This window comes from Pseudomonas sp. Pseu.R1 (assembly GCF_045764065.1).
Classification (GTDB): Bacteria; Pseudomonadota; Gammaproteobacteria; order Pseudomonadales; family Pseudomonadaceae; genus Aquipseudomonas.
In genome coordinates this window covers 4980565-4993392 of record NZ_JBJGEE020000001.1, presented here as the reverse complement: position 1 = coordinate 4993392, position 12828 = coordinate 4980565, and the positions used below count along the sequence as shown (strand labels likewise).

Below are 12828 nucleotides of genomic sequence, written 5' to 3'. Positions count from 1 at the left end.
CTCGCAAAGGGCAGCGGGTACACGTCAGACCAGCTCGATCCGGTCAGCGTGAATCACGATCTGCCCCTGTTTGTACAAACCGCCAATGGCTTTCTTGAAGTTGCCTTTGCTGACGCCGAACAGGTTGCTGATCACCTCCGGGTCGCTCTTGTCACTGACCGGCAGCACGCCATTGTGTTCACGCAATTTAGCGAGAATCTGGGCACTCAGGCCGGTGGCCAGTTGTTCGCCCACCGGCTGCAGGCTCAGGCTGATCTTGCCGTCGCTGCGCACTTCCTTGATGAATCCCTTTTCCTGTTTGCCCGAACGCAGGAACTTGAACACTTCGTTCTTGTGAATCAGCCCCCAGTGTTTGTTGTTGATGATGGCCTTGAAACCCATCGCGGTTTCTTCCACCACCAACAGGTCCACTTCCTGGCCGACGGTGTAGTTAACCGGCGCTTTGTCCAGATAGCGGTCCAGACGCGTGGTCGCCGTGATGCGGCGGCTGTGTTTATCCAGATAGACGTGCACCACGCAATAGTCACCGGCCTTGAGCGGGCGCTTTTCTTCGGAGTACGGCAGCAGCAAATCCTTGGACAATCCCCAGTCCAGGAAAATACCGATGCTGTTGACCTCAACCACTTTGAGGCTGGCGAACTGACCGACCTGAACCTTGGGTTTTTCAGTCGTGGCGATCAGTTTGTCGTCGCTGTCCAGGTACACGAAAACGTTGACCCAGTCTTCGTCTTCGCTGGACACGTCCTTGGGCACATAACGATTGGGCAGCAGGATTTCGCCGTCCTGCCCGCCGTCCAGATACAAACCGAAGCTCGTATGTTTCACCACTTGCAAACTGTTGTAACGCCCGACTAAAGCCATTTCCAGATACCCTCAATGCGTGGGCGGCATTCTACCCGACTTTGGAGGTAGGTTGCGGACGGGGCAAACGGCCCCGACGTGCTGAATGAACGCGAGCGGAACGATTCCCCGACCACGCGCACAAAACCTCTGCTTTACTGTCTTTTCATAGCTTGCGTCTTGGTGCGCCTGTGCTGCCCATGCTTAAAACGAATCGACAGACCGTACGATGCCTGTTCACTCAACGTCATTGCGGAAACCGATATGAACAAATGGATGTTTTTCGGCGCCCTGCTCTTGCTGGGTCTGGGAGGCTGCGCGAGCCGCGGTTGTGATGTGTCCACGGTGGGCAGCGGTTGCCGGGCAGACTACCTGCTTTACCAGAACGACATGCTTCAGGCGAAATGGATCATCAACGAACGGCGTCAGGACAACTACGAGTTGGCCAACGCACTGTTGAACCGTGCTGCCCGCCAGGACAAGACCGGCGAAGCCGAGTTTTATCAGGCTGTCCTGCTGCTGCGTCTGAATGCAGAAAGTGATCAGGTCCACGGCATGCTGGAAGATTCGGCGAACCGTAAATACCCGCTGGCCATCGCGTTGCTGGCTCAGATGTCAGGCTCGGTGGATCAGGAAAAGGCCAGGGCGTATCGCGTGAAATACGACGAACTGGACGTGGCGAAGAGTGGTTACCCGTCGTTTCAACAGGCGCTGATCGTGGTCAACAAGCTGATTTCCCCGAACAACTGATCACGAAGTTCAATTTTTCTGCAACCAATCGACCAACGGTCTGTTCATACCCGCTCACACCGGTATGCTTGCGAGGCTCTAGCTCGCGGTTCCTATCGAGCTGTTCGGCATTTCGATACGACACCTTCGATCCACTCCTCTGAACCTGAAAGGAGTGAAGCATGCCTTATGCTCGCTATTTTTTGCGTGGCGCGCCTCGCTGCACCGGGGCGGCGTTCCTCTGCGCGCTGTTCACGTACCAGACGGCCAATGCTCAAGTCATGGAGCGGGAGCTGGGTGATTTCAGCCTCAAACTCGGCACGACCCCCAGCCGTAGCATGGCTCAGGGGTTGGTCACGCCCAGCACGGGCGATTCGAAGTTTCACGGCGGGCTGGACCTGACCCACGACAGCGGTTTCTACTTCGGCCAGTGGTCCCCCAGCGCAGGTCTCATGCCGGACAGCACGCTGGAGCTCGATTCCTACATGGGTTTCAAGAAGCCTTTCGACCAAACCCTGGGCTATGAATTAGGGGTCATTCGCTACAGCTACCCCAATACCAGCCAGATCGACAGCCATGAGCTGTACGCCGGATTTCGTATCTTCGACAGCCGTATCGGCACGGCTGTCAGTGCAGACGCCGGACGCCAGGACAGCACGCTGTTTCTCGACCTTGGGGCTTTGTCCTGGCTAGGAATGGACCTGCGCATGCAATACGGCAATCATCAGCTCGACACCCCGACCACCATCGATGGCGGCGGCCTGGTCAGCGGCTACAACGACTGGTCCTTCAACATCTCGCGTTCCTGGCTGGGGATGGACATGAACCTGATGTATAGCGGTTCAAGCCTGAGCGGCGCCGATTGCAGCGCCTACAGCGGCCACAACAGCCAGTGTGAAGGTGCTGTGACGCTCAAGCTGGTGCGTTCATTGTTCTGATCGGCTGAACCGGCGTCGCCTGATTGCCTCTATAACTGGGAGACGAACCAGCAAGGAGCTGTCATGCGTACCGTGTTAAAGGCCTGTATTTCGTGGTGGATGTGCTTGGTGTTCGTCGCAGGCTGCAACCAGATTGGTCTGACGTATCGCCATCTGGACCTGATCATCCCATGGTCGCTCAACGACTATCTGGACATGAACGCCACCCAAAAGGACTGGCTCGATGAGCGCCTCAAGGAACATCTGAACTGGCACTGCACCACGCAGATCCCCGGCTATCTGACCTGGCTCGATCGCTTGCAGGGCATGGTTCAAACCAACCAAGTCAACGAAGAACAGCTCCGCGCCCGCACCGCCGAAGCCCGGGAGGCCATCGCCACCGTCTCTCGGGAAATCACGCCCACCGCCGTCGACTTGCTGCGTCAACTCAACGATCAGCAGGTGGGAGAAATGCAAGCGACGTTTGACAAAGACCTGCGCAAACATGAGTCGGACTATGTCGATCAGCCATTGGATCAGCAGATCAAGGAGCGCGCCCAGCGCATGGAAAAACGCTTGAGCCCCTGGATCGGCAAACTGAGTCCCGTGCAGCGGGAACGTGTGATGCAATGGTCAACGTCGCTGGGCGAACAGAATCGTCTGTGGATCGATAACCGGGCGCATTGGCAATCGCTGCTGGTCAGCGCCGTCAAACAGCGGGCCGCGCCGGATTTCGATCAGAAAATCGCGAAGTTGCTGCAGGACCGAGAGACATTCTGGACGCCGGAATACCGGGCAGCGTACGACCGCACCGAACAGGCGGCAATTTCATTGATTGCGGATTTGATGGCGCAAAGCTCGCCTGATCAACGCCAAAAGCTGTTGGAGAAAATTGCGGATGTACGGGAGGACTTTACTAATCTGGCGTGCCTGAAAGGCGCCGGGAAAGCGTCGTGAACGCAGTCGTTATGCATCGTCCCTCCCTGTAGCCGGCTTGCTGGCGAACGGCGATGTGTCAGTCGACATCGCATGCGCCGAACAAACGCATTCGCCAACAAGCCGGCTCCCACAGGTTAAGCGTCAAAAAAAAGTCTGGATTCGGTGCGATCTTTCTTTGTGAGAGCCAACTGGGTAGCGAATGCAGTTGACCAGACAACACAAAATCTCTCACCCATCAGATAGCACCAGGCGCCACCTGCGCATGGGCCGATATCCGGTCGAACGTATCCGGGTCCAGTGCATCTCCCTCCTCATCCAGCACCTGACGCGGCGGCGCATTGCCGGGAATGCTGCTGTCGATCATTGCCAGCAGGCTCGATCCGCGCGGGGTCAGGACGAAGTTTTCGCCATTGCCGCCCTCGTCTTCGGGCCTCGACTCGATGAACCCGCGCTTGAACAGCAACGCCTCCAGATCGGCCGCCTGCATTTTCAACGCATCCAGATCGCCCGTACTTTCGCCTTCTGCGGCTCTGGCGGCAGCATGTTCTTCAGCATACTTACGCGGCGCAAACGGTTTGCCGGCGCTGTTCTGCACTTCGTGCAGCAGGCGTTCGATCAAATCCCAATCGTATTTGTCAGCCATGTCTGAACCTCCACAACGAGGGTTACCCGTGACGTCCGGCCAGCGGGTTTGGTGCTCTGGAGGTGTGACCGGGGCGGGTTGAGGGCGTTCAGCGGATTCGCTGAGCGGTTGTGGCCGGGGAGAAACAGGAGGGGGATGAAGATCGCGCTGTGGGAGCGAACTCATTCGCGATACGGTTTATCAGACGACACATTTCTATCGACTGAACCGACGTCTCTCGAATAAATTCGCTCCCACAGGGGGGCATCACAGCACTTCAGGCTTACTCAGAAACCGGCGGGCGCACCACACGCTTCTTCAGCGGCGCCATACCGTCCTGGCTCACCAGCGACTCGGCTTTCGGGCGGTTGGTCGACTTGCGTTTGGTCGGTGCCTTGGCGAGCGCTTTTTTCTTGTCGCTCTTGCCGTCGGTTTTTTTCTTCTTGGTGCCCGCTGCCTTGCCGGAAGCCTTGACCTTTTTCGGCCCCGTGTAGCTGCCTTTCACTTCCTTGATGGTGCGACGCTCGAACTTCTGCTTCAGGTAGCGCTCGATGCTCGACATCAGGTTCCAGTCGCCGTGGGTGATCAGCGACACCGCCAGCCCTTCAGCGCCTGCACGACCGGTACGGCCGATGCGGTGAACATAATCGTCACCGGTACGCGGCATATCGAAGTTGATGACCATGTCCAGACCTTCGACGTCCAGACCACGGGCCGCCACGTCGGTGGCCACCAGAATCTTCACCGCGCCCTGCTTCAGACGGTCGATCGCCAGTTTGCGGTCTTTTTGATCCTTTTCGCCGTGGAGTACGAAGGTTTTGTACTCCAGCGCCACCAGACGACCGTAAATGCGGTCCGCCATGGCGCGGGTGTTGGTGAAAATGATCGCCTTCTGATAGGTCTCGTTGGCCAACAGCCAGTGCAGGATCTGCTCTTTGTGCACGTTGTGGTCGGCGGTCACGATCTGCTGACGAACGCCCTCGGCCAGTTCACTGACGTTGTTGACCTGCAAATGCTGCGGATCTTTCAGCACCTTGGCGATCATCTCGCGCAGGCCCGAACCTCCGGTGGTCGCCGAGAACAGCAACGTCTGCTGACGGTTGGCGCATTCGTTGGCCAGACGCTCGACGTCTTCGGCAAAGCCCATGTCCAGCATGCGGTCGGCTTCGTCGAGGACCAGCAGTTCGACTTCCTTGAGGTCCAGGTTGCCCGCATTCAGGTGCTCCAGCAGGCGGCCCGGCGTACCGATCAGGATGTCCGGCACCTTGCGCAACATGGCGGCCTGTACCTTGAAATCTTCGCCGCCCGTGATCAGGCCGGCCTTGATGAAGGTGAACTGCGAAAACCGCTCGACTTCCTTGAGGGTCTGCTGGGCCAGCTCACGGGTCGGCAACAGGATGACTGCACGAATGTCGACACGGACTTTGGCCGGGCCAATCAGACGATTGAGCATCGGCAATACAAATGCGGCAGTCTTGCCGCTGCCGGTTTGCGCCGTCACCCGCAGGTCACGCCCCTCCAGCGCCAGCGGAATGGCCGCTGTTTGCACAGGCGTAGGCTCGACGAAATTGAGTTCGGCCACGGCTTTGAGCAGGCGTTCGTGCAGGGCGAATTGGGAGAACACGGGTGTTACCTCGGCGGTGTGCAAAAAAACAGTCGCATAGGTTACCGGTTTAAGCGGCTTTCGCCGAGTTTCTTTAGCTCAACGGGGGCATTTTGTTTCCGGATTTGCCCTTTGCAGCACTGTTGCGCTCATCAATGATTTAATCGCGCCTTTTTTCTGCAGGAGAACTTGCGTCCATGGACACTTCATCACTCTGGCTGCGCATTCAGTCACTCTGGGACGTGCTCGAACACCAGCCCATGCTGCGCACCGGCTTGGGCCTGCTGATGTTGTTGGTCGCAGCGCTCGCATTGGGTCGTCTGATGCGTTTCGTGATTCTGTACGCCATGAAGGCGCTGGGGCGCCAGCCTGCGCTGTTCTGGATCAACGACTTCCTTCACAACAAGGTTTTTCATCGATTGGCGCAGGTCACGCCGTCGCTGGTCATCCAGTTCGGCCTGAATCTGGTGCCCGACCTCAGCGCCACCACTGCCCATGTGCTGGGCAACATCGCACTGGCGTTCACCATTCTGTTTCTGATGCTGACCGTCGGCGCTCTGCTCAACGCCCTGCTGGATCTCTACGCACGCACTGAACATGCTCGTACCCGCTCGATCAAGGGCTATGTGCAACTGGCGAAGATGATCCTCTACGTGTTCGCCGCGATCATCATCGTCGCCACCCTGATCGACCGTTCTCCGCTGTTGCTGCTGTCGGGACTTGGCGCGATGTCGGCGGTGATTCTATTGGTCTACAAGGACACCCTGCTGTCGTTCGTCGCCAGCGTACAACTGACCAGCAACGACATGCTGCGCGTGGGCGACTGGATCGAAATGCCGCAAGTCGGGGCCGATGGCGACGTGGTGGACATCACCTTACACACCGTCAAAGTGCAGAATTTCGACAAGACGATTGTCTCGATCCCCACTTGGCGCCTGATGTCCGAGTCGTTCAAGAACTGGCGCGGGATGCAGCAGGCGGGTGGTCGTCGCATCAAACGTAGCCTGTTCATCGACGCCAGCGGCGTGCGTTTCGTCGCCGATGCCGAGGAGCAAAAGTTGACCCAAGTGCGCCTGCTCACCGATTACATAGGCCGCAAGAAAGCCGAGCTGAAAGCCTGGAATGAAGCACAAGGCAATGTCGCCGAGTTGTCCGCCAACCGCCGCCGCATCACCAACATCGGCACCTTCCGCGCCTACGCGTTGGCCTACCTGAAGAGCCACCCCGACATTCATTCGGACATGACCTGCATGGTCCGCCAGATGGAAGCCACCGCTCAGGGCGTGCCGCTGGAAATCTACTGCTTCACTCGCACCACCAGTTGGGTGGATTACGAGCGGATTCAGGGGGACATTTTCGATTACCTGCTGGCAGTGCTGCCGGAGTTCGGGTTGAGTTTGTATCAACAGCCGAGCGGGTCGGATATGCGGGTGGGGTTGGGGGTGCGGTGAGTGAGACCGCAAACAAAAAGCCCGGCATCCGCCGGGCTTTTGATTTCACTGCCGAGTGTCGGCAATCAGTAGCGCTGGTACTGCGAGCCGAATTCGCTGCGGTTTTCAGCGACGATCACGGTGCTGGTCGACTGGCTGGCGACGGTTTTGGCGCTGGATTTGTCAGCGACTTTGGTGTCGATGGCGATGGCGTGAATGTAGGTCGGTGCAAGGTAGACAGTCTGGCCGACGCTGGTGGTCTGTGGGCTGGCGAAGGCAGATGTGGCCGCCAGAACTGAAAGTGCGAAGCCAAGGACGATTGATTTTTTCATGATGTTCTCTCCGGTAAGTTGGGATGAATCGTTGTGTTGAAGCCAATTTATTCGGACAGACTCACCATTAAAAAGCATCGTTATTCATGCCAAACATCAAGTGAGCTGATAATAGCAACCTCACTATTGGCCCAATAGTTTCCGTGAATTCAATAAACATCCGCCCAATAAAAAACCCGGCATCCGCCGGGCTTTTAAAGTGCGTTCAGGTGGAGCTGAACGGTGTAGCTTGACTCAGTAACGCTGATAGCTCGAACCGAACTCTTTGCGGTTTTCAGCGACGATCACAGTGCTGGAAGCCTTGGTATCAAAGGGTTTGACGGCATCTTTGCTGGCCACTTTGCTGTCCAGAACGGTGGTGCTGGAAGCATCTACGATAGCCCGCTGGTAAGTTTTCTCAGGGCTGGCGAAAGCAGAACCTGCTGCCAGGATCGAAAGTGCAAAGCCGAATGCGATGGATTTTTTCATGATCTGAATCTCCGGTAAGTGAATAACTTCTTAAGTTGAGTTTCGCTGTAAGCGGTTTAATTCGTTTCGTTGGGGCCAATGTATTCGGTTGACCCCAACATGAAAAACCACGCATACAGATATCGAACATCAACTCCAATGATGTCGGGCACCGGAGCGTCTAGACCGACACTTTCAAGGATTTGCCAAGCGTTGATGGAGGCCCCGACGACTGATCCACACCGAGGAAACGATCACTAAACCGCCAAAAAACAGCTTCGCCAAGTCCTCGTTCTGCCCCCAGATCAACAGATTGATCAGCAACCCGACTGGCACATGCAGGTTATTCATCACCGCCAGGGTCCCGCCATTGACCAGGCACGCCCCCTTGTTCCACCAATACATGCCCAACGCGGTCGAACACAGGCCCAGAAACAGCAACACGACCCACTGTTGCGGTGCGTCCGGCAAATGCTGCGCGTTGCCAAACAGCAGGAATGCAGGCAACGCCACGGCCAATGCGCCGAGGTAGAAGTAGCCGAAACGTCGATAGTGCGGCAGATCGCTCGGATGGCGCGCCACCAGATGCTTGTACAGCACCTGACCGGCGGCGTAGGTGAAGTTGGCCAGTTGCAGCAGCAGGAAGCCGCCGAGGAAATTGGCATCAACGCGGTCGTAACGAATGATCACGGCGCCCAGCACCGCAACGATGGCGGCCAGCAGGCCCCATGCATTGAAACGACGATTGAGAGCGTCTTCGATCAGCGTCACATGAAGCGGCGTGAGGATGGTGAACAGCAGCACTTCCGGGACCGTGAGCACGCGAAAACTCAAATACAAACAGACGTAGGTCACACCGAATTGCAACGCGCCGATCAACAGCATGCCGCGCATAAAGGTCGGTTCCACCTGACGCCAGCGGGTCAGAGGGATGAACACCAGCCCGGCCAGTACCACGCGAATCAGCACAGCGAAGTAGCTGTCGACGTGCCCTGCCAGATATACGCCGATCAGGCTGAAGGAAAATGCCTGGATCAACGTGACAAACAATAGATAAGCCATAGTCGCCCCTTTTTCGAAGGCCGCGACCTTAGCCGCTTAGCGCCCCGTCCTTCAAGCATTACACCGTTCCTGGAGGAATACCGGCCGGGCAATAAAAAACCCGATCACCCAGCACTATCAGGCGGGTGGATCGGGCGATGTACTCAGGAGCGGTTCGAGTACCAAAGGAGAGTCGATGAACGATGAAGAGCATCCCTCGCAGGCATTAACAGACGATTAAGCGTTACCCCCTCAGGCCACTTGAGCCAGTTTGGCGACGGCTTGGTTCAGGCCCTTCTCGGAGAAGTCACCGCCCATGTTCAGGCCTTCAGCGTGAATGAACGTGACATCGTGAATGCCAACGAAGCCCAGTACCTGACGCAGATACGGTTCCTGATGATCCAGCGTGCTACCGGCATAAATGCCGCCGCGAGCGGTCAAGACGTAGGCGCGCTTGCCGGTCAGCAAACCTTGAGGGCCGGCCTCACCGTACTTGAAGGTCACGCCTGCGCGCAGTACATGATCGAACCAGGACTTGAGCGTGCTCGGAATCGCGAAGTTGTACATGGGCGCAGCCAGGACCACGACGTCTGCGGCGATCAGTTCATCCGTCAGTTCGTTGGAGCGTTCCAGAGCCGCTTGCTCAGTGGCGCTGCGTTGATCCTGAGGCTTCATCCAGCCACCCAGAAGCTCGATATCCAGGTGAGGCACCTGTTTGACGGCCAGGTCGCGGACGGTGATTTCGTCCGCCGGGTGCGCGGCGCGCCATTGGCTGATGAACTGCTGAGTCAGTTGACGGGAAACGGAATCTTGCTGACGAGCACTGCTTTCGATGATGAGTACGCGAGACATGGGGTGTGGCCTCCAGCGAATTGAATGGGTGTGTGAATTCGATGGAGTGAAGGTTAGTGGTGATTTATTCGATAAAAAAGCGTAAAAAACTGCTACTAAATATCTAATTATTTGTTTTGTTGGCGAGAGACCTTTAGGCTCTCTCGCCATGGCCGCTGGCGCTTATTGCGGATCGCAAGTCAATTTGATGCGCAATTTGACAATTTCGCGGCTGAATTTGACGGTAACGTTGGCGCTGCTTTTCGGCGCAATCTGCACTCGCCGTGTTTTTGGGGCCTCAGGGCCGTTGCTGAAGACCGCCGAGCACTTGGCCGGAACATCGCCGTAGTTGTTCACCGTGATGTTGCCGATGTCGTAGGCCGTGTCGTGGCTGTTGTAGTCGATTTGCACGCCGTTGATGTGCTTCTCCACATCGATTGGGTAGGCAAAGGCACTCAAGGGCAACATCGTCAGCAGCACACAACAGATTTTTTTCATGCGGCAGTCTCCAATAAAGACTGCCAGCTTAGGACAGAAGGAACGAGAGATGAAAGCGCCCCGCGTGACCCTTGATCAATGGCGCACGCTGCAAGCCGTGGTCGATCATGGCGGCTTTGCCCAGGCGGCCGAAGCCTTGCACCGTTCGCAGTCCTCGGTGAGCTACACCGTGGCCAGAATGCAGGATCAATTGGGCGTGCCGCTGCTGCGCATCGACGGACGCAAGGCGGTGCTGACCGACGCCGGGGAAGTGCTGCTGCGTCGCTCACGACAGTTAGTGAAAAACGCCAGCCAACTGGAAGACCTGGCCCACCACATGGAACAGGGCTGGGAAGCGGAAGTACGACTGGTGGTGGACGCCGCCTACCCCAACGCTCGACTGGTGCGCGCACTGACGGCCTTCATGCCGCAAAGCCGGGGTTGTCGCGTGAGGCTGCGTGAGGAAGTGCTATCCGGTGTCGAAGAGGTGTTGCTCGAAGGCGTGGCAGACCTGGCCATCAGCGGCTTCAACATTCCAGGTTATCTGGGTACCGAGATGAGCAGCGTCGAGTTCGTGGCCGTCGCTCACCCCGATCACGCACTGCATCAGATGCAGCGCGAGTTGACCTTTCAGGATCTGGAAAGCCAATTGCAGGTGGTGATTCGTGACTCCGGGCGCAATCAGCCCCGCGACGTCGGCTGGCTGGGCGCCGAACAACGCTGGACCGTGGGTAGCCTGGCCACAGCCGCAAAGTTCGTCAGCAGCGGGCTGGGTTTCGCCTGGCTGCCTCGGCACATGATCGAACGCGAAATTCGCGAAGGCGTGTTGAAGCCTTTGCCGCTGGATAAAGGTGGCAGCCGCAACCCGACCTTCTATCTTTACGCCAGCAAGGAAAAACCACTGGGGCCTGCCACGCAGATTCTGATCGAGTTGATCCAGAGCTTCGACACCGCGCCGCTGGATGCGCCGTTCGCTGCGCCACAGCCGGTGGTTTGATCTCGACAACAAGGACGTATTTCTCATGCCCTACTTCGAACACGACGGCTGCGCTCTGCACTACGAAGAATACGGCCGCGGCGATCCCGTGCTACTGATTCATGGCCTGGGATCGAGCTGCCGGGACTGGGAATATCAAATCCCGACACTGGCTGCGCACTACCGAGTGATTGCCGTCGATGTCCGGGGCCACGGGCGCTCCGACAAGCCCCGTGAACGCTACAGCATTGCCGGTTTCAGCGCCGATATCGAAGCCCTCCTCGATCATCTGCTACCCGGCCCGGTGCATGTTGTGGGGCTGTCGATGGGCGGGATGATCGGCTTCCAACTGGCGGTCGATCATCCGCAACTGCTGAGAAGCCTGACCATCGTCAATAGCGCCCCCGAGGTGAAAATCAAAGGGTTTGATGATGTGAAGCAATTCGCCAAGCGCTGGCTACTGGCGCGGGTGTTCAGCATGCAAGCCATCGGCAAGGCACTGGGCAAGAACCTGTTCCCCAAGCCCGGACAGGCCGATTTGCGGGAAAAGATTGCCAAGCGTTGGGCACAGAACGAAAAACGTGCGTACCTGGCCAGTTTCAGCGCGATTGTCGGTTGGGGCGTGCAGGAAAAACTCTCGCGCATCCAGTGCCCGACACTGATCGTGACGGCGGATCGCGATTACACGCCGGTAGCGCTCAAGGAGGCCTATACGCGGCTGATTCCGAATGCCCGGATGGTGGTGATTGCCGACTCGCGGCATGCCACGCCGCTGGATCAGCCAGAGGAATTCAATCGCGTTCTCATGGCATTCCTTTCGACCCGTTGACGCAATCATTGTGGGAGCCGGTTTGCTGGCGAAGGCGTCGGGCCTGAAACATAAATGTTGAATGACATACCCCATTCGCCAGCAAGCCGGCTCCCACAATGATTGCCCACACCAAGGCATCTCCACCCACCTCAAAGATCGCGTCGAACTCACCCACCCCTGTCAAAATCCCCGCAAACGTGCTTCCCTTGCCAACGTTTGCAGTTGAACAATCATTCAGGACCACTGCCCCATGCTGAAAAAAATCGCCCTCTCTGCCGCCGCTGTACTGTTCGCTTCCAACCTGATGGCCGCTCCGGCGCCCCACGTTGTGCTGGACACCAGCTTCGGTCAGGTTGAAATCGAGCTGAACCAGGACAAGGCGCCCGTCAGCACCGCGAACTTCCTCAAGTACGTGGACAGCAACTTCTACTCCAACACCATTTTCCACCGTGTGATTCCGGGCTTCATGGTTCAGGGCGGCGGCTTCACCGCGCAGATGGTGCAGAAGCCAACCAACGACCCGATCAAGAACGAAGCGGACAACGGCCTGCATAACGTGCGCGGGACCATCGCCATGGCACGCACCTCGGATGTGAACTCGGCCACCAGCCAGTTCTTCATCAACGTGGTGGACAACAGCATGCTCGACCACGGTGTTCGCGATTATGGCTACGCGGTGTTCGGCAAGGTCGTCAAAGGCATGGACGTGGTGGATCAGATTGTCAATGTCCAGACTGGTAACGTAAAAGGCATGCAGAACGTGCCGCTGGACCCGATTTACATCAAGTCGGCCAAGCGCGTGAACTAAGCTGCCTGAAGTGCACGAAAGCCGG

General features: G+C 57.5%; 15 protein-coding genes. 7 read left to right on the top strand and 8 right to left on the bottom strand.

Going from position 1 to position 12828, the window contains the following annotated elements; all coding sequences use genetic code 11:
• Positions 1-24: 24 nt before the first annotated feature.
• Positions 25-861 (bottom strand): CvfB family protein, encoded by an 837-nt coding sequence (locus ACI5GA_RS22735; RefSeq protein WP_404638483.1) that lies wholly within the window; start codon positions 859-861, stop codon positions 25-27.
• A 243-nt stretch (positions 862-1104) separates the two neighbouring features.
• Between ACI5GA_RS22735 and ACI5GA_RS22730 the strand changes: the two genes are divergently transcribed.
• The 3 genes from ACI5GA_RS22730 to ACI5GA_RS22720 all read left to right on the top strand — a co-directional run bounded on the left by ACI5GA_RS22730 (position 1105) and on the right by ACI5GA_RS22720 (position 3443).
• The gene (locus ACI5GA_RS22730) at positions 1105-1590 is read left to right on the top strand and encodes a hypothetical protein (RefSeq protein ID WP_421424335.1); all 486 of its coding nucleotides are present in this window, start codon (positions 1105-1107) and stop codon (positions 1588-1590) included.
• A 161-nt stretch (positions 1591-1751) separates the two neighbouring features.
• The gene (locus tag ACI5GA_RS22725; protein WP_404638479.1) at positions 1752-2507 is read left to right on the top strand and encodes a TorF family putative porin; all 756 of its coding nucleotides are present in this window, start codon (positions 1752-1754) and stop codon (positions 2505-2507) included.
• 63 nt (positions 2508-2570) lie between these two features.
• Entirely contained in the window at positions 2571-3443 is an 873-nt protein-coding gene (locus ACI5GA_RS22720; RefSeq protein WP_421424334.1) for a DUF6279 family lipoprotein, read from the top strand.
• Positions 3444-3660: 217 nt separating this feature from the next.
• Here ACI5GA_RS22720 and ACI5GA_RS22715 read toward each other — a convergent pair whose 3' ends face one another.
• Entirely contained in the window at positions 3661-4068 is a 408-nt protein-coding gene (locus ACI5GA_RS22715; RefSeq protein WP_404638475.1) for a transcriptional regulator, read from the bottom strand.
• Between the two features lie 262 nt (positions 4069-4330).
• Positions 4331-5671: a DEAD/DEAH box helicase gene (locus ACI5GA_RS22710; protein ID WP_421424332.1), complete on the bottom strand. Its 1341-nt coding sequence runs from the start codon at positions 5669-5671 to the stop codon at positions 4331-4333.
• 176 nt (positions 5672-5847) lie between these two features.
• Here ACI5GA_RS22710 and ACI5GA_RS22705 point away from each other — a divergent pair, with 176 nt between their 5' ends.
• Complete coding sequence (locus ACI5GA_RS22705; RefSeq protein WP_421424330.1) at positions 5848-7101, top strand: mechanosensitive ion channel family protein; 1254 nt, start codon at positions 5848-5850, stop codon at positions 7099-7101.
• Between the two features lie 65 nt (positions 7102-7166).
• Here ACI5GA_RS22705 and ACI5GA_RS22700 read toward each other — a convergent pair whose 3' ends face one another.
• From ACI5GA_RS22700 to ACI5GA_RS22680, 5 genes are all read right to left on the bottom strand, one after another.
• On the bottom strand, positions 7167-7412 hold the full coding sequence (locus tag ACI5GA_RS22700; protein WP_421424329.1) for a hypothetical protein: 246 nt from the start codon (positions 7410-7412) through the stop codon (positions 7167-7169).
• 234 nt (positions 7413-7646) lie between these two features.
• On the bottom strand, positions 7647-7880 hold the full coding sequence (locus tag ACI5GA_RS22695) for a hypothetical protein (protein WP_404638463.1): 234 nt from the start codon (positions 7878-7880) through the stop codon (positions 7647-7649).
• Positions 7881-8054: 174 nt separating this feature from the next.
• Positions 8055-8921: a carboxylate/amino acid/amine transporter gene (locus tag ACI5GA_RS22690; protein WP_421424327.1), complete on the bottom strand. Its 867-nt coding sequence runs from the start codon at positions 8919-8921 to the stop codon at positions 8055-8057.
• A gap of 231 nt (positions 8922-9152) precedes the next feature.
• A complete protein-coding gene (locus ACI5GA_RS22685) occupies positions 9153-9752 on the bottom strand; it encodes an FMN-dependent NADH-azoreductase (RefSeq protein WP_404638459.1) in 600 nt (199 codons plus the stop codon).
• 162 nt (positions 9753-9914) lie between these two features.
• Complete coding sequence (locus tag ACI5GA_RS22680; RefSeq protein ID WP_404638457.1) at positions 9915-10229, bottom strand: 3-phosphoglycerate kinase; 315 nt, start codon at positions 10227-10229, stop codon at positions 9915-9917.
• 49 nt (positions 10230-10278) lie between these two features.
• On the opposite strand from ACI5GA_RS22680, the gene ACI5GA_RS22675 reads away from it, so the two are divergent.
• The 3 genes from ACI5GA_RS22675 to ACI5GA_RS22665 all read left to right on the top strand — a co-directional run bounded on the left by ACI5GA_RS22675 (position 10279) and on the right by ACI5GA_RS22665 (position 12803).
• A complete protein-coding gene (locus ACI5GA_RS22675) occupies positions 10279-11205 on the top strand; it encodes a LysR family transcriptional regulator (protein ID WP_404638455.1) in 927 nt (308 codons plus the stop codon).
• Positions 11206-11230: 25 nt separating this feature from the next.
• Entirely contained in the window at positions 11231-12013 is a 783-nt protein-coding gene (locus ACI5GA_RS22670) for an alpha/beta fold hydrolase (RefSeq protein WP_421424326.1), read from the top strand.
• A 232-nt stretch (positions 12014-12245) separates the two neighbouring features.
• Positions 12246-12803: a peptidylprolyl isomerase gene (locus ACI5GA_RS22665; RefSeq protein WP_404638451.1), complete on the top strand. Its 558-nt coding sequence runs from the start codon at positions 12246-12248 to the stop codon at positions 12801-12803.
• Positions 12804-12828 lie beyond the last annotated feature (25 nt).

Excerpts from the sequence above, each read along its gene's own strand:
- ACI5GA_RS22735 (WP_404638483.1), bottom strand. The coding sequence starts at position 861 with ATGGCTTTAGTCGGGCGTTACAACAGTTTGCAAGTGGTGAAACATACG.
- ACI5GA_RS22730 (WP_421424335.1), top strand. The coding sequence starts at position 1,105 with ATGAACAAATGGATGTTTTTCGGCGCCCTGCTCTTGCTGGGTCTGGGA.
- ACI5GA_RS22725 (WP_404638479.1), top strand. The coding sequence starts at position 1,752 with ATGCCTTATGCTCGCTATTTTTTGCGTGGCGCGCCTCGCTGCACCGGG.
- ACI5GA_RS22720 (WP_421424334.1), top strand. The coding sequence starts at position 2,571 with ATGCGTACCGTGTTAAAGGCCTGTATTTCGTGGTGGATGTGCTTGGTG.
- ACI5GA_RS22715 (WP_404638475.1), bottom strand. The coding sequence starts at position 4,068 with ATGGCTGACAAATACGATTGGGATTTGATCGAACGCCTGCTGCACGAA.
- ACI5GA_RS22705 (WP_421424330.1), top strand. The coding sequence starts at position 5,848 with ATGGACACTTCATCACTCTGGCTGCGCATTCAGTCACTCTGGGACGTG.
- ACI5GA_RS22700 (WP_421424329.1), bottom strand. The coding sequence starts at position 7,412 with ATGAAAAAATCAATCGTCCTTGGCTTCGCACTTTCAGTTCTGGCGGCC.
- ACI5GA_RS22695 (WP_404638463.1), bottom strand. The coding sequence starts at position 7,880 with ATGAAAAAATCCATCGCATTCGGCTTTGCACTTTCGATCCTGGCAGCA.
- ACI5GA_RS22690 (WP_421424327.1), bottom strand. The coding sequence starts at position 8,921 with ATGGCTTATCTATTGTTTGTCACGTTGATCCAGGCATTTTCCTTCAGC.
- ACI5GA_RS22685 (WP_404638459.1), bottom strand. The coding sequence starts at position 9,752 with ATGTCTCGCGTACTCATCATCGAAAGCAGTGCTCGTCAGCAAGATTCC.
- ACI5GA_RS22680 (WP_404638457.1), bottom strand. The coding sequence starts at position 10,229 with ATGAAAAAAATCTGTTGTGTGCTGCTGACGATGTTGCCCTTGAGTGCC.
- ACI5GA_RS22675 (WP_404638455.1), top strand. The coding sequence starts at position 10,279 with ATGAAAGCGCCCCGCGTGACCCTTGATCAATGGCGCACGCTGCAAGCC.
- ACI5GA_RS22670 (WP_421424326.1), top strand. The coding sequence starts at position 11,231 with ATGCCCTACTTCGAACACGACGGCTGCGCTCTGCACTACGAAGAATAC.
- ACI5GA_RS22665 (WP_404638451.1), top strand. The coding sequence starts at position 12,246 with ATGCTGAAAAAAATCGCCCTCTCTGCCGCCGCTGTACTGTTCGCTTCC.